Here is an 18,361-nt window from a genome sequence, read left to right on the forward strand (position 1 = left end):
GTTCATTGAGAAGTGGGCAACGAGCAGCCAATATCATGACCTTAATTCAGTCGGCAAAATTGAATGGTCTAGATCCGTATGCCTATTTGAGTGATGTGCTCAAAAGATTGCCGACCCATAAAATGAAAGATATTGAGGAATTGTTGCCTCATAAATGGAAACCTGCTTGAGTTCAAGTGGGGTTCAGCGGAGGCTTACAATAGATTCACATATTTTAGATGTTATTGTTCTCGACGATAACACTTTGGAGCAAATTGGCAGACCCATACTAACTTGTGCAATTGATGTATTTTCAAGGTGTATTGTTGGATGGGATCTAAGTGTACTGCCACCTAATATTGATAATACTATTAATTTATTAAAAGATATGTTCACACGACCTAAGAAGAATCTCTCGGGCGGAATTCCCTCCTATATCATTCCTGATAATGGAGTTGAATTTAAAAATAATACCTTAAGCCATATTTGTGAAAATAGGAAAATAACTATTCTTCCATCCCAAAAATATAATCCCAACAATAAACCTCACATTGAAAGATTTTTTAGAACGCTCACATTTAGCTTTTCTCAAAAACTCAAAGGAACCACTTTTTCAAATCCAACCTCACGAGGTGAATACAATTCTAAAAACAATGCCAATTTAACACTTTCTGATTTGAAAGCCCTTTTACATGAATGGATAGAAAGCATTTATCATCAGTCTCCACATAGTGGAATTGATAATCGAATACCAGCAGTTTTTTGGAAGGAGTCTGTAAAACATACTCCTGTACTTTCCATGTCTGAAGATGAAGTTAATATATTACTTAGAATACCTATGGAAAGGACTGTACATAATGGCCGAATCCAATTTAATTACCTGACATATTATTCTCATCTTTTAGTAAGAGATAATCTCAATAAAAAGAAGGTTACTATTTTAATTGACAGAACTAACTTAGCTAAAATTTATGTTAGAGATCCTGATGATAAAAATAGCTTCATCATTGCAGACTCTACTAATCCCTCATACACAGAAAATCTTTCACTTTATGAGCATATATCTACTCAAGAAGAGAAAAAAAATATTTCAAGAAAAGATCTACAAGCTTTAGGCGAAAAAGCAGACATTCTAGCTCGATGGAATCTTTTAGTCAGAATTCAAGAAAGTTATGCTGCCAATAAAAAGTTAAAAAAACTTAAATTAGACACACCTTCAAAAATTAAGAGTCTTATAAATCATTTTTCTAATTCGGTAGTTACACACAATCAAGTCAATGGTTCATCAACTGCTCATCAAGAGAGTGAGATTGTAGATGAATATATTACCCTCTCAACCTTCAATCATAACGAACCTATCACTAATGCTACCCCTAAGTCAGATGATGACGAGGAAAGCACATATGAATCCATGAGCATTTAGTCAATTTTCATATTAATTCGTAATCACCTTAGTTAGCGAAAGAGCCCTGAATGAACAATTTGGAAATATTCGATATTCTCGAAAAAGTAAAAAATATCATTGTGATACCACCAGATATAAAAAGAATACTCAATGAGGTAAATCTCAATATACAAAAAACTCAGGCATTTGGCACTCCTCTCGGGTGCTTTATCCTAGCTGAAGGTGGCATGGGAAAAACTACAATATGTAAGGCAATAATGTCCCAATACAAAAGCAGTTACGAGGAAACTGATGGTGCCGTACGACAAAAAATTCCAGCATTTTATATTGAAGTTCCCTCACCCGTAACAGTTAAATCATTAGCAGCACATATGTTGGCTCAATTTAATGATCCAACCCCAACAATTGGGGACACCCTACAATTAACAAACAGATTATGTCAATCTATAGAGAATTGTCAGACCAAACTAGTGATTTTTGATGAGTTTCATCATTTAGTCGACTTAACTAAGACTTCAAAAAGATTAAATCAGAATGTTGCATCTTGGATTAAAAATTTAGTAAATAGGACAGGAATCACGTTCTGTTTAGTAGGCTTGCCAGAGTTTGAAAGTATTATTAAAGATGATACTCAGCTCGCACGTAGATTCCCTCTTAGTTTTAAATTTAGAAATCTCCAATACTCTCCAAATAAAAATGGAACTATTCAAAAATTTTTAGAACAATATCAAAGAAATATCCTTGAAAATACTCCTATTACATTTGCTCTTCCACTTAATGATCAATTATTAAGTCTACAAATATTTGCCGCAACAAATGGCAATATTGCCTTTATTAACTTACTGATCAAACAGACCATTTTTATTACTCTAAACAACAATAGGACTATTGTGACAACTCAAGATTTCGCGGAAGTCTGGGAAACAGGAATAACTAATTATGTAACACTGACTCCTCACAACCCCTTTAATATGAATATTAATACGTTATCAATTAAGTTAAGGATTCAACAATGAAAAAATTGTTCTATCCACTAACCCCTCTTCCATACAATCAAGAATCGGCAGGAAGTTTCATAACAAGGCTAATACAACTTAACTCATATCAACATCCAGCAGCTATTTATAAGAGTCGAGCAGGAATCAATAGTGTTGAAGAGTTTGTTTCAACAATTAGACATCAAGAAAAATTTAAAATATTTTTATCTAAAATAAATTTAGATCCATCTAATGTCTGTTTAGCCTTAAGTAGAGAATCCAATACTCAACGCTCAAATATTCGATGGAATAATGTAATTTTACCTGATAGTTTTTTTCATAATGATCTACAACATTACTGCCCTTTATGCTTAAAGGACAAAGAATATTGGAGAAAAGATTGGTTGTTTAAACTGAATTATGCCTGTTCCATCCATAACATAAAATTATTAAGTCATTGCCCAAAATGCTTTAAAAAACTCAATATTGTAAGAGCTAGATTGTCATTTTGTGTTAAGTGTCAAACTGATATAAGAATTGCACCTAATATAGCTTGTAGTTCCATGAGAGTTCAAAACTGGTTAGATCAAATTTTTGACCAAGCAGATACACAGCTCGTAGAACATTTTAAAAATTTCTGGAGAAAACTAGAAAAAATTAATTCAATCAATAAACTTGGGATGAGTATCGAAGGCATGGCTACACTAGCATATGATTTTTTTAATCATAGCGCTAAATTTCAAAATTCACTAAGTTCCATTTTATTAAGTAAGATCCCCAACTTACACCCGAGAATTGTTTTACTCCCCTTTCTAACTAGAGATAAATTCATCACTTCGTATAAGTCTTTAATTCAAGATGCTTGTAGTAGCTGGATTTTTCCTAATAATCACGTTGATTTAAATCCACTAGCTTGGAAGGACTGCCTTAAAATCCTTGATAAGAACAAAGATGAATTTGAATCTCTTATTGTACTCGGCTGGCTACCCCCTATTAGAAAAACGGAGCAAATATACTTTTCTACTTCTGATATTACAAATTGTCTAATGCAACCTAGACAATTAGATTTTGCACTTTCTCAAATCAAAACAGATCACTTAAATAACAAGAATGGCTCAGGATTCTATACACTACAACAAGCGGCAAGCTATCTAAACGTCAACACAGAAACTATTAGATTTCTTATAAGGGATCAGTTACTCCCCGTATCTAAAAACTCAAAGGGTGTAACCCATAGTATTTTACCAAAGCCATTGCATGACTTTCATGATTCAAAAATTCTATTGGGGGCTTTAGCTAAGGAATTAAAAGTAAATTCAACAAATTTAACCGAAAAGCTTGCTAGTTTAGGCATTCAACCTGTTCATGGCCCTAACATTGATAAAACTAGAACGAACATTTTTTTGAGGAATTCTATTAAAACGCTAAGCCAAGAAAAACTTAATGATATCAAACAATACGCTACATCCACTGGTAGAAAAAAACTTCAATGTTCCACACAGGCTGTAGATAGTAACTACATAACATTAAATGAAGCCGCCAAGCTCTTGGGTAAATCTCTTTTACAAGTTGCTCAGTTAGCAGCTAAAAGCATTTTGATAAAGAAATTATCGTCTTCTGGAAATATCCTTATTGAGCTAAATTCTCTAAATAAATTATTGGAAAAAATATCATCTCCTAAATATCTCCACTACAAAGATACTCTTCAACTATTAAAGTGCTCACCCAATTGGTTCAATGCATATTGGGTAAAAACAGAAATAATTTCCGTAGAAGACTTAGTATATTGGAAATTAATTTTGGCTTCAGAAGTTGAAAATGCCCTAAAAATTAAAAGTGAATTTTTAACCGGTACAGAGGCTAGTCATTTAATGGGTATGCACAAATCCCATATATCAAATTTAAGCACACAAGGGTTTATCCAACCCATCTCACTTGGTACAAAACATCAAATCAAGCTTTATAAAAAGTCTGAGGTGATCAAACTAATCGAGGATGGTTATGGTTCTAAATTCCACTCAACATAGGTGTTTTTTAGGATCTTGAATTGAATATTCAATAACAGATTAATGATCCAACTACTTTTTTTAAATTTCATTTAAATATTATTTAACGCACTTAGTTAAGTACAAAATATTGTACTTAACCCATCAAATTAGCAATCTAGATAAAATATCTTGTACCTAACGGAAGGTACATCTTTTTATAGAAAGTAGGAGCTAGAAATAAATATACATAGATCCGATCCCATTTAGACACCCTTGATTTCAATCATAAATCAATAAGTTAAATCCCAATTAATCAAAAAGCATATTTTATGATTGTTTTTTAATCAAAAAAAGATGCTTTTTAGGGAATAGTTAACTTCCAGTTCTAGTTATATTTATCTCACCAAGTTAATCAAATCAAAGGAAAAACAATGGGTAAACTAGTAAATGGTCCAAGCACAACAGGTAATCCTTCTGGCGGTGGTCGTGGCAATAATCCACCTAAAGGTAAGTAACCTTTAATGGCAACTCGCTCAACTACTCGGTGGCTGAGCGAGCTTTTGTAAATCTATTGGCCATTGACTAGTTAGTGTATTAGAACCTGTATTTTTATAAAAATCAGAAAAAAACTCCCAAAACTCATAGTAAATCCCATGCATATAAGCCGTGTTTTCAGGTCTAGATTCATAATCATTTTGAAAAAATCTGTAGACAATCCACAATAAGAATAAAGTGTTATTGGGCTTATACTCAGTTTCTCTATTCAGCAAAATATTGATTGTTTCTTGGCTAGTCCTTTTGCAATTATTGACTTCACTTTCATCACGTTCAACAGTGTCTGAAAGCAACCAAAGAAAGTCTGTGTAAGTAATAGAAAAGCCTTCGTTAGCTTTTTTTATAAAATTTTCTTTTCTTTCCGTGTAATTCAATAAATAGTTTGAAAAGTTTAAACCATGGCAAGTAGAGGGCTTTTCATCATCTAGATTTAAAGCAGCAAAAGTAGCCATTAGAGTCAGCAAGCTACGACTAGGATTAGTCCATATAGCCTTATGCTTACTAATCTTAGTAATCTTACCCTCTTGCCACTGAAAAGTTTTTGGATTCAATTTTTTTTGGAAAAACCATCCTAAACATATCGGTTCAATCTCTTTAAAAATAGAGCGATGAATTAATATATCTAAATGAGAAAGAAGCGAATAAAGACTTAAACCAAACACACATTGTGCAAGAATATCTGAATTTTTCAGACTAATAGCTTCGTTCCAAAAAACATCCAAAGTTTGATCTTGAATTTTTAAAGATCCAAATTTAGCCAAAAATATTTGAAGATTATTAAAATTCTTTTTATTTAAATCATTGTTAAGTGCATCAACTAACTGGATGTGATCCCAAAATAACGAAAAACTGTCATCTCTAGGCAAACGAGTTATCTTAAAAAAATCGTTAAAACTTGTACCTTTATTAAAGAGAACATCCAAATCATTATTCAATAATTTATAATTACTATTCAATAGCTTATCAAATGACTTTAATAGTATGTTTTTTTGATTTTGGTTCAAATCATTAAAATTGTTATCTCCTAGAGATATGAGCTTTTTACTTGCTTTTTTTAAGATAGTTAACTGATTTTTATCTATATTAAATAAGATCTGGTTTACAAACTGTTGAGTCAACGTCATCTAACATCTCTATACTTATTAAGCTCATTTACTTTCCTTAAGTTAAAGTAATGTTGACTATATAGCCATATCTTTACCACTATCTACTCGTATCAGTAACACCTACCGTAAGTCTTCTTGTACTCTCGAATTGATGCAATTAGGGTCCAAATCAGAATACCAATGATTAGATAGTTAGATCTCTTTATCAATCGATAAGGTTCTAGTCCTGACAAAAATGTATGTGCTGTCTGAGCATGAAATCTTGCTAATTGGTAATCCATTGTAAACTTAATTAATAAAGATAGTCCCAGACCTGTAATGATGATCCACCATAATTTTTGACTTACTAAAAACGGAAAAAATATTGATTCTAGTAATCCTCTCATGTCTCCCCCATTTTTTAAATTTAAAATAGAAACATTACTCTATACTTAAGTAAAAAAACTATTGAAAACTTATTTCAATTCACTTTCATATGTTTCATAAAAAAAAACTTCCTTTGCTACAGGAAAAAAATGGGACACTCGTGTTTCACTTTCATAAGAAAGTAAATTTTTTGGTATTTTTAATCTTTTCTTATTCTTAAAATCAAAAACCTTTCCAATAAATTTATTGTTTTTAAGATCAACTAGATAGACTTTAGAGAATAAACAATCATTATCCAGTAAATAATTATTAGCAATAACTTTTAATAGATTTAGGAATTTTATATTTTCGAATGATTCACAATGCAATAAAAGAAAAACTTCATCAAAGTTTGATTTATAAGTTTCGTAGAGCTTCAACTTACTATCAAGAGCTGGCTTAACGAAACTAGTATCAGGCTTAATTGTCTGATTGTATCTTGTATAGGGTTGAAGATTTTTAATAGCATGTAGCTCTTTTTTTCTTGCTTTCGTTAGTTTTTGTGCCTCATGAGAACTTATCGCTCTTAATAATTCACTATCATCTAGTGCTACAACTTCTACACCTATTCTTTTATTTTTCCAGATAAAACCGAAATCGGGTTTATCTTTTTGTTCAGGGATTAATTGCGCATTTCCATATCTATGTTTTAGAGCATTGCAAGCAATAGAAAAAGCCTGTTTTTCATTTGGTTTATGTTCTGGGCTACTCATTTTTTCTCCATATTTTCAATTAGCCAAGTTTAATATAATTTAGGTATACTGATAATAGTTAAATTAAATAACGTACGTAAAATGGATAAAAAGAATTGGATTCTTCAACTTCAAGAAACTCGCAGAAATTTTAATAATTCAACTTGGATTCCTCTTAGAGCATCACAGACCAATGAAAAAGGCTCTATTAAAAATATAGGGTTTGAAAGTGAGTTTTTTGGATGTGGATCAGTTGCATTTCCACCGGAGCATGTAGATAGAGCAAATAACTTAAGTTGGGGTGATATAGGTATTAGCTCAATTGGTAAACCATATGCATATGATGATGGTCATTACTCTCCAATTGATCAGTACGAACGCAATGATAGAGAACCTATAGGTGTCCATTTAATTTTCGAATACCCACAACCTGTTATTGGCGGGAGGAAGTGGATACTTAATCCAGATTTGATAGTTGCTCTTGGCTTAATTAAGGAAGGGCAAAGTTGGATAAGACCTGAGGAAAATTTTGTTGAAGTAGCTCGTGAAGTTTTTGATGAAAAAGGTAATCATGTACTAATAGAAATTAAAAGAGAGTTCTTAATTGATTATTTAGCTGCAAGAAATTTAACACTTCGGCTCTCATATTATCGTCAAAGAGTAGAAAACGTTGAATCATTGACAAGTAGTGTTTATGCAGATTTAACAAATCTTAAAGAACAGCGAAACGATGGAAGATTTGAGCTACTTATTCGAAATATAAATGATGTCTTTGGAGGTGGATGGGCATCTTTTAGAGTTTGGAGAACAGATGTCGATGAAAGTGATGATGCACCAGTAATGGGGCCTGAAAGTGATGATAATACAGATTATGAAACTTCCGAAGGTCATAAAGGTGGATATCAAGGTGTACGAGTAGAAGGAGAGTTTTGGAAGGATGAATGGATTAATCATCAAGAAAAAAGTATACGTGTTCGTAGAGATCAAAACGATACATTACCAAACTTTGTTGTAGAAACTGATGGGGCAAGAATGAATGCCACTTCATTAAATAATGAAGATATTGGTCGTTGGCTATGGTTTCGTTCTAGTGTTATTAGTGAATTGCTCAGTTACAGAGGATTTTTTCTTGAATGGTATACGGCAGAAACTGGGGCTATTCATTCGACTTCTGGATATAAAATACACTTTGGAGTGAACTCATCAGATTTCATCACTGTATATGCTTATGATATAGCTCGTTTAGAAGCATGGGAGCAACATGTTTGGGCTGCCCATAACATAGTTCCAGATGGGAAAGTTTCTTCTGAATTACTAATGTCACAGGTTAGGGCACAACCTGCTTCTACACACGCTGCTGAAACTATGCTATTTGAATGTACCAAGTTGTTAGAAGCTGGGTTCCATAATGAATATGGAATTAAGTTATTTTCACAAGATATAAGTGATACAAACTTTTTTAAGGATATCTCTCGTTTTTCGAGTAAGGATCAGACATCATTATTAAGATTAGCAAAGGAAGTTATCCGTTTTTTCTCTGAGCGTTTGAATAAGGAGCAACTCCGTAAGCTTTCAACGCATAAAGATAAAGAGAAGCTTGGTTCAAATAAACTTCTTGAAAGTATCTTAGCTGATAAAGTTGGAAACGATAAAGCTCGTGAGATTTTTGGAGTGATTGCTGGAGTCTATGATATGCGAAATGGTGATGCACATCAGACGAGTTCTAAGATTGGAGATGCTTTGAAGCTAGCTGGAATTGATGAAAATAGGTCTTATCTTAGACAAGGTGAACAACTTATTTCAAATTTTGGCCAGTCTATTTGGTGGATCGGTAAGTTGTTATTTGGGGAATCATAGTATTAATCTATGAAATAGCCGACGATGATTTTTTATGGTCATATTCTTCCCTACTACACATCTGAAATATAGACAATAAAAAAGCCAGACATCCTCTCTGGCTTTCTCGTATGAACTATATAGGTATAGCCCATCTCCCTGTCTTTACTTGCATTCAACTCTCTTATATAAAATTATGGCGCTGTAAGTGATGGAGGATTATTAACTGTTACTTCTGCATCAATATTAAATTGACTTAATAAATTTTTCTGTTTTTCAACTGATAAAAGCTCGCAGTTACAAGGATTATTAATTTTGGTAAAGTTATAATTATATTTTTCGGCATATTTTACAATATTAGCGAATAAAGCCTCAAAAGCATTAAGAGCTGTATCATGCATTTCTGATGATAGAGGTGATTGACTTATATCTACAATAATATCTGTTGGTAATTCTTGTGGCATCCCAGTCCATGCACTAAATTGACCACTATCGGCTTTCTTAATTTCAGTCATAATAGCGAATGGCTGATTTTTGCGGTAGTTAAATAAAAGTGGAATTCTTGTAATGGGATCATATTTTACTCCTTCTTGAAAACACATTTTCAAAAATTGACATAGGTTGTGTCGTGTTATCCCAAAAATGACATAGGTTGCGTCACTGTTTATTGTCATTATATGTCGCAAGAATTTATAAGTGTTTGAATTTATGTATTCGATAATGACAAAGGATGAGTCGTGTGACGGTCACGCGACACATATGTTGTCATCGACAACCAAATAAAAAGGCTGCGATTCGCAGCCTTTTTTTACTTAGAGGTACATTTGAATGAAAATCAAATTATGATCTTTCGTCAGTGAAAAGCTCAAAAGGTGGAAAATTTCTCAAGCCCCCCATTAACAGTTGTTCTTCACTATAAATACGTTCATTCATACGAATCCTGTTTTTAGATTAGCACCTACCAAAATATAAACATATCTATATAGATGGTCGTTATACTAAACACCTCTTTTTCACTTAGACCACCGAACCATGCTTGAATTTTGGTTTGACCCCAACATTACGGTTGCACGGAAACTCTGCATCTTCATTACAGCAATAATACTGAGTCTTGGGCTATACCTAAAAGCACCACTGCCCATTACCTTAGCAGGACTTTTTGCAGGCACAGGTCTTATTTTTTTAATCTGCCGTTTTTGTAAACTCAACCTCACCAATGGCGACTCACGTAATTTACTGTTTCGGGTCTTTACATGGATTCCGCTCGCGCTGTTATGTGCCTTATTATTTTTAAAGACCATGAATCATTTGCTTGAATGGGGCATTCAAGGAATTGCCATTATGGTGGTCAGTATTTGCCTATTTTCACCTCAAACACTGTTTAAGAAATCTGCGCATGTTTAATTGGCTTAATTTTTTTTACACCTTACAGTTTCAGCGCCAATACAAATTTATTGCAAGCATCGCTGCCTGCGTGTGCATTGTCATCTTATCCAAACAAGCGCAAGCCCCTCAAATTGCAATTTTGAGTAGTTTAGCATTAGGCATCTGCTTACATTTTTTTAAAGAAGCACGGCAACGGTTTTTAGATCATCAACCTGCGTGGCTTGGCGATGTTCTACTGTTGCTGCCCTTTATTGGCCTTATGCTAGTGACTTATTTTTATTCAGGAAATAATCGCTTCATTTACTTTGGCCAGTATATTGGCTTTGCTTTTTTAGGTTTCATTTTAGTACTGACGTTGCAGTATCGTAGCAAACGGCATTAATTCAACTACGGACACATAGCGTAAATCTGTTATGATAGCTGCCCCATCGATCCTTGCTTTTGCCTGTAAGATGCGGTTATTTTTGTTCTACATTTAGAGAGTTTTATGCGCACTTATTTAGACCTTCTACAACATATCCTCGACAACGGCGGCGACAAAGGCGACCGCACAGGAACAGGTACACGTTCAGTATTCGGTCATCAAATGCGCTTTGACCTGTCTAAAGGTTTCCCTTTACTCACCACCAAAAAAGTTCATTTCCGTTCAATTGTGATTGAACTGTTATGGTTCTTAAAAGGTGATACCCACGTTCAATATTTAAAAGACCACCAAGTCCGAATTTGGGATGAATGGGCAACCGCCGACCAAACTGCGCGTTTTGGCCGCCCTGAAGGTGAACTTGGACCTATTTATGGTCATCAATGGCGTAATTTTGGCGCGAGTCAAAATGCAGATGGCAGCTATAACCAAGATGGCTTTGACCAAATTGCATGGCTGATCAATGAAATTAAAACCAATCCAAATTCTCGCCGTTTAATCGTGTCGGGTTGGAACCCTAATGAAGCAGGACAAGTAGCCTTACCACCTTGCCATACTTTATTCCAATTTTTTGTGCAAGATGGCAAATTGTCATGCCAATTGTACCAACGCAGCGCCGATGTGTTTTTAGGCGTGCCGTTTAATATTGCCAGTTATGCCCTACTTACTCACATGATTGCACAAGTGTGTGGACTTGGCGTAGGCGACTTTGTTTGGACAGGTGGCGACACGCATTTATATGCCAACCACTTCGAACAAGCGCAATTACAATTAACCCGTGAACCGCTTCCACTGTGTCAGCTTAAACTCAATTCAGACATTCACGACCTGTTCGACTTTAAATTTGAAGATATCGAAATTGTCGACTATCAGTCTCATCCAACCATTAAAGCAGCGGTGGCAGTATGAGTTTTCAAGGTTTAGAAGTGGTTCATGTGGTCGCAATCGATCGCAAACATTGTATTGGTCAAGGTAATGCTTTGCCGTGGCACATCCCTGCCGATTTAAAACACTTTAAAGCGATTACCCAAGGCGGTGTGGTGGTCATGGGTCGAAAAACCTTAGAATCAATGGGTCGAACCTTACCTAAACGGGTCAATTGGGTCATTACCCGTGACTTATCATGGCAGTTTACTACAGCAAAAGTCGCACACAACATTGAAGATGCACTAAACCAAGCTGTTGCAGATGTCAAAGCCAGTGAAAAACCACAGAGCATTTTTATTATTGGTGGTGGTGAAATTTTTAAGCAAACGCTTGATATTACAGACCGTTTAGAAATCACCCATGTCGACTTAGACGTACAAGGTGATGCTTTTTATCCTGAAATTCCGGCTCAGTTTAAAAAGACCACCAGTGAAATGCAGCAAGATGAAAACACGCAAATTCAATTTGAATTTGCACGTTATGAGCGTGTTTAACGTCTCATTGAGTACATTTACTGCAAGGGCATTTTTTCAAATGCCCTTTTTTACGACATAACCTGCTGATATAAAAAATCCAAAAAAAGAGTGCTGAAACACCACAAAAATTGACAAAATCAGATAAAACCTCGCTTTATAGTTGAATTATATTGCCATCGTCACCAACTTACATGGTTATTACTTCATAATCATTCACCGATAAGGATCTCTCTTATGCAACAAGCTCTATTTGGCGGCGGCTGTTTTTGGTGTGTCGAATCGGTTTTTTTAGAATTGCGCGGCGTAAATAAGGTCACAAGTGGTTATGCAGGTGGACTCACCCAAAATCCAACTTACGAAGCTGTTTGTACAGGCAAAACTGAACATGCAGAAGTGGTTTTAATCGACTTTGATGAAACACAAATTTCATATTCAGATTTACTTGGTGTGTTTTTTGCAACACATGACCCAACCACACTCAACCGCCAAGGCAATGACATTGGGACACAATATCGTTCGGTCATTTATTATGACGATGTAACCCAACAGCAACAAGCACAAGCATTTGTTGATGAACTTAAAGCAGATGGCTTAAATATTGTGACTGAATTAAGTCCACGCCCAACCTTCTTCGCCGCCGAGGAATATCATCAAAATTATTATGCCAAGAATCCAACGCAAGGCTTTTGTAATTTTGCCATTCCGCCAAAATTACTCAAGTTGCGCAGTAAGTTCCAAGAGCTCATGAAATAATCATCTACAACACTCATTTCAATCAGTCATTTCGATGGCTGATTTTTATTATGCTCACATTCTAGGTTTAGGATTTAAAGCAAATTTTGTTATAGTGAAATATCCTCCGTATTTGTCGATTGGTATGATCTTAAATTCGCGTTATCCCAAGTTAAATTCCAAGTTATATCATCAGCAGCAGCCTAGCTCATTACACGGCGCAAAGGCGGGACATTTTAATGCCGCTTTGGCAAATACTCTGCAATGGAGTGAGGCAGAAAAAGACAATTGGGTGGCACTGTGCAGTGGACAACAAACCCTTAACGACTTTGAACCGTTAGCGATGGTTTATGCAGGGCATCAATTTGGGCAATGGGCAGGTCAATTGGGCGATGGGCGTGGTTTACTGATTGCCCAAGTCCAAAACCAACACGGACAAATCATCGACTTACACCTAAAAGGTGCAGGCAAAACCCCCTATTCACGGATGGGCGATGGCCGCGCGGTGCTGCGTTCAGTCATTCGTGAATATTTAGCAGGTCACGCCTTAAATGCGTTGGGGATTGCCTCAAGTAATGCCATTGGATTTACCAGTTCCAGCCAAAAAGTACAGCGTGAACGTGCTGAATTTGGTGCAATGTTGCTGCGCACCGCAGACAGCCATATCCGCTTAGGGCATTTCGAGTGGATCAACCAATATGCGCCCGAACAATTGGCAGATTTCACTCAAAAATGTATTGAGTGGCATTTCCCTGAATGCTTAACCGAAGAACAACCGATTTTGGCCTTTGCCCAACAGGTGATTACCCGAACAGCAATCATGATTGCCAACTGGCAACTGGTCGGTTTTGCACATGGGGTGATGAATACCGATAATTTAAATATTACAGGTTCAACCCTCGACTTTGGCCCCTTTGGTTTTATGGAGCGTTTTCGTCCTAATTGGATTAATAACCACTCCGATGCTCAGGGGCGTTATAGCTACCAAAACCAACCAAGCATTGGACATTGGAATTTATGGATGTGGCTCAACAATTTAATGCCTTTAGCTAAAGCTGAAGAAAAAGAACAATTCAAGCAAGATTTAGCCAGCGCACTTGAACAATATGAGCCAACCTTCTTGGCACATTATCAGCAAGGTTTAAATAACAAAATGGGCTTGCCTGACACATCAGAAAGCTTTGATTGTGCGATGCAATTTCTAAGAATTTTACAAAGCGAACAACTTGATTACACGCAAAGTTTTTTACGCTTGCAACAGCAAGACTATCAAAAACTACGTGATGATTGTTTGAATCTACATCAGTTCGACCAATTTTTAGCACAGTACCACGCACTGCGTGAAAATCAAGATTTAGAGCAACTACAAACCACAATGCAACAGCACAACCCACGTTATGTATTGCGTAATCACATGGCACAACGTGCTATTGAAGCTGCCGAGAATGATGATTTTTCTGAAGTCGATCGTTTATTTCAACTGCTTGCCACACCGTTTAGCCAGCATCCACTCGAACGTGCTGAAGACTTAGCACCACTGGCCAGTGATCAAGCTGAAATTGCGGTGAGTTGTTCTTCTTAATGGATAAAAGTAAAGTACTTTTACCCCCATTTTCTGTGGATAAACTTGTTTTTATCCACAGGATAGATTTTTAGCAGGCACAAATATACAAGAAAGCCTCAAAACGATTAAAATTAAATCAATCTTAATTGAGATACTGTGATGAAAACACGTACAACTATTTTGTTCATAACACTGGTTTTATTTGTCGTCCTCATGGCTTGCTATGTTAAATATGGAAAATTCTTACCAACCGCGCGAAGTGCGCTGCATACGCCGCTTTCAGCACAACAAATCCAACACATTAATGCCACAACGCCTATTTCAACCATTAAAGTCTATAAGTCCAAAAGAGAGCTGCAATTATTTCACCATCAAGAAATGATTACGCGTTATCCTATGCGGCTGGGTTTTAATCCGATTGGACACAAAGTTGAAGAAGGTGATGGCAAAACGCCTGAAGGACATTATGAAATTGATTGGCGCAACCCTAAAAGTGCATTTTATAAATCACTACATATTTCTTATCCGAACACAGCCGACACCTTCGCTGCACAGGCGCTTAAGCGTTCGCCCGGTGGAAATATCATGATTCATGGTTCTGCCACAAAGCAACAATTAGCACGTTGGTCTGCACTTTATAGCTATTTGCCCCACGCAGATTGGACATGGGGCTGTATTGCCGTTTCAAATCGGGATATTGATGAAATTTGGCAATTGGTTCGCGATGGCACTGTGATTGAAATTTATCCCTAATCCTAACTAGAGAACACATATGCATGCCGTAGACATTCAAGCTTTGGCGATAAAAGTGGCACTAATGCTACCTGAAACCCATCTATCACAACCCTTTGGCCCACAATGTGATGTGGTTAAAGTGTTCGATAAAATGTTTTTGCTAACCGGCGAAGTGCAGCAACAGAAATTTATCAATTTGAAAATAAACCCAAATCAAAGGGATGAGCTTAAAGAACTCTACCCTTCTATTAAAGCTGGTTATCATATGAATAAAAAACACTGGATCTCAATTTTTGAAGGCCCAAAAATCGATGCGGCACTCATTGAAGATTTGGTCACAGCGTCCTATCAGTTAGTGGTTGATAAGCTGAATAAAGCACAAAAAATGCGTTTGCAGCTAATTACGAGCATTAGCTGCAATACACAGAAACTGCATGAGCAATAGTGAATAAAATGTGATTGTTCAGAACCACTTTTAGCTTTTATTCTTCAGGATATTCAAAACGATAACCCACGCCATACACCGCTTGAATCCATTCATGATGTGCAGAGCCTTCCACCGTTTCGATAATTTTACGGCGCAAATTTTTAATGTGACTGTCAATCACACGGTCGGCAACATCAAAACTGTCAGGATTAATATGGTCTAACAATTGCGTCCGTGAATAAACCTGTCCCAAATGTTCCAAAAATAATTCTAATAAACGAAATTCTGTTGGGGTCAAATTTAAGGCTTTTTGTTTATACCAAATGCGTTGCTGAGATTTATCAATGCGAAATGCCCCCGTTTCTTGCTCAGGATCAGCCTTACGTTCTAAACGGCGTAACACTGCTTGCACACGTGCTACCAACTCTTTGGGACTAAAAGGTTTACAGACGTAATCATCTGCGCCCATATTCAAGCCAAGCACACGGTCAATTTCCTCCGTCCGAGCTGTGACCATAATAATTGGTACATCCGACTGTTCACGAACTTTACGACAAATGGTTAAACCATCCATACGTGGCACCATTAAATCTAAAATCATTAAACTCGGCTTACGCTGCAAAAAGCAGTTATAGGCTTCTTGACCATCATGAAACATACTGACTTCATAGCCTGCCGCTTCTAAATAGTCTTTGACTAAGCCTGCGAGTTCGACTTCATCTTCCACCAAAATAATATGTTTCATTGTTTACTTCCCGACCATTTTTGGAAAAGTTAAAATACAGCGTAAGCCGCCAAGTGGAGAATGCTCAAAATGCAGCGTTCCACCTAAAATTTTGGCAATTTTCACCGAAAGTGCAAGCCCCAAACCTGTGCCGCCTGTACTACGGGTTCTTGAGTTATCCACCCGATAAAAACGCTCACCTAAATGTTGCAGTTGTTCATCGCTTAAGCCCAAAGGACTATCATCAATATAAAGTGTCCATTGCTGTTCATCCTGTAAAGTATGAATATGTACTTTGCCATCGGATTCGGTATAACGAATGCTATTGCCAATTAAATTAACAATAATTTGTTTGAAGCGATCAATATCTAAAGACAAAATCGCCCCTGTACCTGTCACCTGAACTGACAATTGTGCCTGCACAAAGTTAGGATGGAAATTTTCTACTTCCTGTACAACGACTTGCCACGGGTCAACTTCGGTAAAATAAAAGCTCAACTGTTGTGCTTCAACTTGTGCTAAGTCACCCAAATCTTGTGTCAATTTTTTCAAACTACTAATTTGACGCATCATCGCAGCCAAATGCTCAGGACACGCCTTCCGAATTCCATCTTGCATCGCCTCAATTTGTGCTTGCAAGACCGCAAGCGGTGTTTTTAGTTCATGTGAAGTATCAGCCACCCATTGACGACGTGACTGTTCATGTTGATGTAAAATTGTCGCCAATTGATTAATTTGCTTGGCTAAGTCGCCTAACTCATCATTTCGCTTCACTTTCACTTGATATTGATAATTACCTTGGGTGAGTTCCAAACTAGCAAGTAACAAACGATGAATCGGCTTTCTAAACGAATGCGCCAACCACAACGCTAAAATTAAACTCGCCAAAACAGTAACGGCATAAATTAACAGTAACAATCTTTTTTGATTACTAAAGAAATTAATGCTTAAGACATCTTTTTCATCTAAAACAGGTTTTAGACCCAAATAGCCAACCAATTTTTGATTGACTAAAATAGGCCGAAATGAGACCTCGCCATTGGCAGGAACCCCCACTATCAAATGCTTTTCTACATCATAAAGTGCCAACCGATCACTTAAACCGAGCTTATCTGGCACAGGCATAAAACGCTTACCGAGCAGCTCAGAATTCGAATTTTTACTATCCCGTGCCCACATCGCCTGATCACGATTTAATGGAAAGGTAAGCCCTTCAAATGGTTGATATTCTGATGGTAAATCTTGCTGAACTTCTTGAATTTCTTTTTCAGTTAAACCCGTTTTTTTAACATTACGTTTCTGATCTAAACCCGTCGGAACATTCAACATGGTGTTATCTTTAAAATAACGCTGCTGCAAGGCAATATCGTATTGGCGACGTAACCACATATGTGATAAATGATCAAAATCATTAGGATCAGGCGTGCCTTCAATTTGCAACATTTGTGCTTGAATGGCATTCCCCCAATCATGATACAAACTATAAATGCCGGCTAAGTTATCGGCAAGATGATCCAATTTTTGCATTTCAACATCAGCAACATATTTGGAAAAGTTCTCTTTCATCGTCCACTGAAAAACGCCCAAACTAATGGTAATCGTCACCACACTGGTAAACAGCACCGTCAGAAATAGGCGCAAAGCGATAGGAAAACGATGACGATTCAAAATAAGACCTCAGCCTCAACAAGCAATATTTTCATGTTTATTGTAATCAAGATTCAATAAAAAAACTCTCCATTGTTCCTTCATGTTGATTGGTTACAGTTACCGTGCAAATTCCAACCAACACAAGCAAAGAAAATCGATGAATGCACTCAGTAAAATTGCCTTTGTCAGTGCAGTCTTATTGGGTATGGGAACACTTAGGGTATGTCAGTCTGCGACAAGTCGCCCTGAACAACCATCAAAGACTAGAGCATTTTGGGTACGTGTGAATTACGCTTCCACCCCGACCACCAAATGAAAGATCGTCGTCTACCACCGCCACCTGCAACAACTATCGCACCTGCCACAGCATCGTAAT

General features: G+C 36.5%; 19 protein-coding genes. 14 read left to right on the forward strand and 5 right to left on the reverse strand.

Annotated features, from left to right (window positions below):
* The 4 genes from FXN70_RS10625 to FXN70_RS10640 all read left to right on the forward strand — a co-directional run.
* Nucleotides 1-170 (forward strand): transposase domain-containing protein (locus FXN70_RS10625; protein ID WP_324646385.1); only part of this gene is annotated, 170 nt, incomplete at its 5' end.
* On the forward strand, nucleotides 167-1,402 hold the full coding sequence (locus tag FXN70_RS10630) for a Mu transposase C-terminal domain-containing protein (protein WP_324647440.1): 1,236 nt from the start codon (nucleotides 167-169) through the stop codon (nucleotides 1,400-1,402). The genes FXN70_RS10625 and FXN70_RS10630, both read left to right, overlap by 4 nt.
* A 50-nt stretch (nucleotides 1,403-1,452) precedes the next feature.
* Nucleotides 1,453-2,400, forward strand: a complete 948-nt coding sequence (locus FXN70_RS10635) for a TniB family NTP-binding protein (RefSeq protein WP_324647441.1) — start codon at nucleotides 1,453-1,455, stop codon at nucleotides 2,398-2,400.
* Nucleotides 2,397-4,388 (forward strand): TniQ family protein, encoded by a 1,992-nt coding sequence (locus tag FXN70_RS10640; RefSeq protein WP_324647442.1) that lies wholly within the window; start codon nucleotides 2,397-2,399, stop codon nucleotides 4,386-4,388. The genes FXN70_RS10635 and FXN70_RS10640 overlap by 4 nt, the downstream gene beginning before the upstream one ends.
* A gap of 494 nt (nucleotides 4,389-4,882) precedes the next feature.
* Here FXN70_RS10640 and FXN70_RS10645 read toward each other — a convergent pair whose 3' ends face one another.
* The gene (locus FXN70_RS10645) at nucleotides 4,883-6,028 is read right to left on the reverse strand and encodes a hypothetical protein (protein WP_324647443.1); all 1,146 of its coding nucleotides are present in this window, start codon (nucleotides 6,026-6,028) and stop codon (nucleotides 4,883-4,885) included.
* A gap of 437 nt (nucleotides 6,029-6,465) precedes the next feature.
* Entirely contained in the window at nucleotides 6,466-7,128 is a 663-nt protein-coding gene (locus FXN70_RS10650) for a hypothetical protein (protein ID WP_324647444.1), read from the reverse strand.
* Between the two features lie 81 nt (nucleotides 7,129-7,209).
* On the opposite strand from FXN70_RS10650, the gene FXN70_RS10655 reads away from it, so the two are divergent.
* Nucleotides 7,210-8,964: a hypothetical protein gene (locus FXN70_RS10655; RefSeq protein WP_324647445.1), complete on the forward strand. Its 1,755-nt coding sequence runs from the start codon at nucleotides 7,210-7,212 to the stop codon at nucleotides 8,962-8,964.
* Between the two features lie 173 nt (nucleotides 8,965-9,137).
* Here FXN70_RS10655 and FXN70_RS10660 read toward each other — a convergent pair whose 3' ends face one another.
* Nucleotides 9,138-9,545: a hypothetical protein gene (locus FXN70_RS10660; RefSeq protein ID WP_324647446.1), complete on the reverse strand. Its 408-nt coding sequence runs from the start codon at nucleotides 9,543-9,545 to the stop codon at nucleotides 9,138-9,140.
* A 430-nt stretch (nucleotides 9,546-9,975) separates the two neighbouring features.
* Here FXN70_RS10660 and FXN70_RS10665 point away from each other — a divergent pair, with 430 nt between their 5' ends.
* From FXN70_RS10665 to FXN70_RS10700, 8 genes are all read left to right on the forward strand, one after another.
* Nucleotides 9,976-10,347, forward strand: a complete 372-nt coding sequence (locus FXN70_RS10665) for a hypothetical protein (RefSeq protein ID WP_324647447.1) — start codon at nucleotides 9,976-9,978, stop codon at nucleotides 10,345-10,347.
* Nucleotides 10,340-10,711 carry a hypothetical protein gene (locus tag FXN70_RS10670; protein WP_324647448.1) on the forward strand — a complete coding sequence of 124 codons (372 nt, stop codon included), beginning with the start codon at nucleotides 10,340-10,342 and terminating at the stop codon, nucleotides 10,709-10,711. The genes FXN70_RS10665 and FXN70_RS10670 overlap by 8 nt, the downstream gene beginning before the upstream one ends.
* A 105-nt stretch (nucleotides 10,712-10,816) precedes the next feature.
* A complete protein-coding gene (thyA, locus tag FXN70_RS10675; RefSeq protein WP_324647449.1) occupies nucleotides 10,817-11,659 on the forward strand; it encodes a thymidylate synthase in 843 nt (280 codons plus the stop codon).
* Nucleotides 11,656-12,171 (forward strand): dihydrofolate reductase, encoded by a 516-nt coding sequence (locus FXN70_RS10680; RefSeq protein WP_324647450.1) that lies wholly within the window; start codon nucleotides 11,656-11,658, stop codon nucleotides 12,169-12,171. Before thyA ends, FXN70_RS10680 begins: the two co-directional genes overlap by 4 nt.
* Before the next feature lie 216 nt (nucleotides 12,172-12,387).
* Nucleotides 12,388-12,906, forward strand: coding sequence for a peptide-methionine (S)-S-oxide reductase MsrA (gene msrA / locus FXN70_RS10685; protein ID WP_324647451.1), 519 nt, complete (start codon nucleotides 12,388-12,390; stop codon nucleotides 12,904-12,906).
* Nucleotides 12,907-13,030: 124 nt separating this feature from the next.
* Complete coding sequence (locus FXN70_RS10690; protein ID WP_324647499.1) at nucleotides 13,031-14,467, forward strand: protein adenylyltransferase SelO; 1,437 nt, start codon at nucleotides 13,031-13,033, stop codon at nucleotides 14,465-14,467.
* A gap of 141 nt (nucleotides 14,468-14,608) precedes the next feature.
* Entirely contained in the window at nucleotides 14,609-15,202 is a 594-nt protein-coding gene (locus FXN70_RS10695; protein ID WP_324647452.1) for a L,D-transpeptidase family protein, read from the forward strand.
* A 64-nt stretch (nucleotides 15,203-15,266) separates the two neighbouring features.
* Nucleotides 15,267-15,629, forward strand: a complete 363-nt coding sequence (locus FXN70_RS10700) for an MmcQ/YjbR family DNA-binding protein (protein WP_420714411.1) — start codon at nucleotides 15,267-15,269, stop codon at nucleotides 15,627-15,629.
* 37 nt (nucleotides 15,630-15,666) lie between these two features.
* On the opposite strand, the gene FXN70_RS10705 is transcribed toward FXN70_RS10700, so the two are convergent.
* Complete coding sequence (locus FXN70_RS10705; RefSeq protein ID WP_324647454.1) at nucleotides 15,667-16,356, reverse strand: response regulator; 690 nt, start codon at nucleotides 16,354-16,356, stop codon at nucleotides 15,667-15,669.
* 3 nt (nucleotides 16,357-16,359) lie between these two features.
* Nucleotides 16,360-18,003 (reverse strand): sensor histidine kinase efflux regulator BaeS, encoded by a 1,644-nt coding sequence (gene baeS, locus FXN70_RS10710; RefSeq protein WP_324647455.1) that lies wholly within the window; start codon nucleotides 18,001-18,003, stop codon nucleotides 16,360-16,362.
* Between the two features lie 82 nt (nucleotides 18,004-18,085).
* Here baeS and FXN70_RS10715 point away from each other — a divergent pair, with 82 nt between their 5' ends.
* Entirely contained in the window at nucleotides 18,086-18,301 is a 216-nt protein-coding gene (locus FXN70_RS10715; RefSeq protein ID WP_324647456.1) for a hypothetical protein, read from the forward strand.
* The last annotated feature ends 60 nt before the right edge of the window (nucleotides 18,302-18,361 follow it).

The organism is Acinetobacter sp. MD2, from assembly GCF_035615575.1.
Lineage (GTDB): Bacteria > Pseudomonadota > Gammaproteobacteria > Pseudomonadales > Moraxellaceae > Acinetobacter.

Excerpts from the sequence above, each read along its gene's own strand:
- FXN70_RS10660 (WP_324647446.1), bottom strand. The coding sequence starts at position 9,545 with ATGTGTTTTCAAGAAGGAGTAAAATATGATCCCATTACAAGAATTCCA.
- FXN70_RS10680 (WP_324647450.1), top strand. The coding sequence starts at position 11,656 with ATGAGTTTTCAAGGTTTAGAAGTGGTTCATGTGGTCGCAATCGATCGC.
- FXN70_RS10640 (WP_324647442.1), top strand. The coding sequence starts at position 2,397 with ATGAAAAAATTGTTCTATCCACTAACCCCTCTTCCATACAATCAAGAA.
- FXN70_RS10665 (WP_324647447.1), top strand. The coding sequence starts at position 9,976 with ATGCTTGAATTTTGGTTTGACCCCAACATTACGGTTGCACGGAAACTC.
- FXN70_RS10690 (WP_324647499.1), top strand. The coding sequence starts at position 13,031 with ATGATCTTAAATTCGCGTTATCCCAAGTTAAATTCCAAGTTATATCAT.
- FXN70_RS10645 (WP_324647443.1), bottom strand. The coding sequence starts at position 6,028 with ATGACGTTGACTCAACAGTTTGTAAACCAGATCTTATTTAATATAGAT.
- FXN70_RS10695 (WP_324647452.1), top strand. The coding sequence starts at position 14,609 with ATGAAAACACGTACAACTATTTTGTTCATAACACTGGTTTTATTTGTC.
- msrA (WP_324647451.1), top strand. The coding sequence starts at position 12,388 with ATGCAACAAGCTCTATTTGGCGGCGGCTGTTTTTGGTGTGTCGAATCG.
- FXN70_RS10705 (WP_324647454.1), bottom strand. The coding sequence starts at position 16,356 with ATGAAACATATTATTTTGGTGGAAGATGAAGTCGAACTCGCAGGCTTA.
- thyA (WP_324647449.1), top strand. The coding sequence starts at position 10,817 with ATGCGCACTTATTTAGACCTTCTACAACATATCCTCGACAACGGCGGC.
- FXN70_RS10650 (WP_324647444.1), bottom strand. The coding sequence starts at position 7,128 with ATGAGTAGCCCAGAACATAAACCAAATGAAAAACAGGCTTTTTCTATT.
- FXN70_RS10655 (WP_324647445.1), top strand. The coding sequence starts at position 7,210 with ATGGATAAAAAGAATTGGATTCTTCAACTTCAAGAAACTCGCAGAAAT.
- FXN70_RS10670 (WP_324647448.1), top strand. The coding sequence starts at position 10,340 with ATGTTTAATTGGCTTAATTTTTTTTACACCTTACAGTTTCAGCGCCAA.
- FXN70_RS10700 (WP_420714411.1), top strand. The coding sequence starts at position 15,267 with ATGCTACCTGAAACCCATCTATCACAACCCTTTGGCCCACAATGTGAT.
- FXN70_RS10715 (WP_324647456.1), top strand. The coding sequence starts at position 18,086 with ATGTTGATTGGTTACAGTTACCGTGCAAATTCCAACCAACACAAGCAA.
- FXN70_RS10635 (WP_324647441.1), top strand. The coding sequence starts at position 1,453 with ATGAACAATTTGGAAATATTCGATATTCTCGAAAAAGTAAAAAATATC.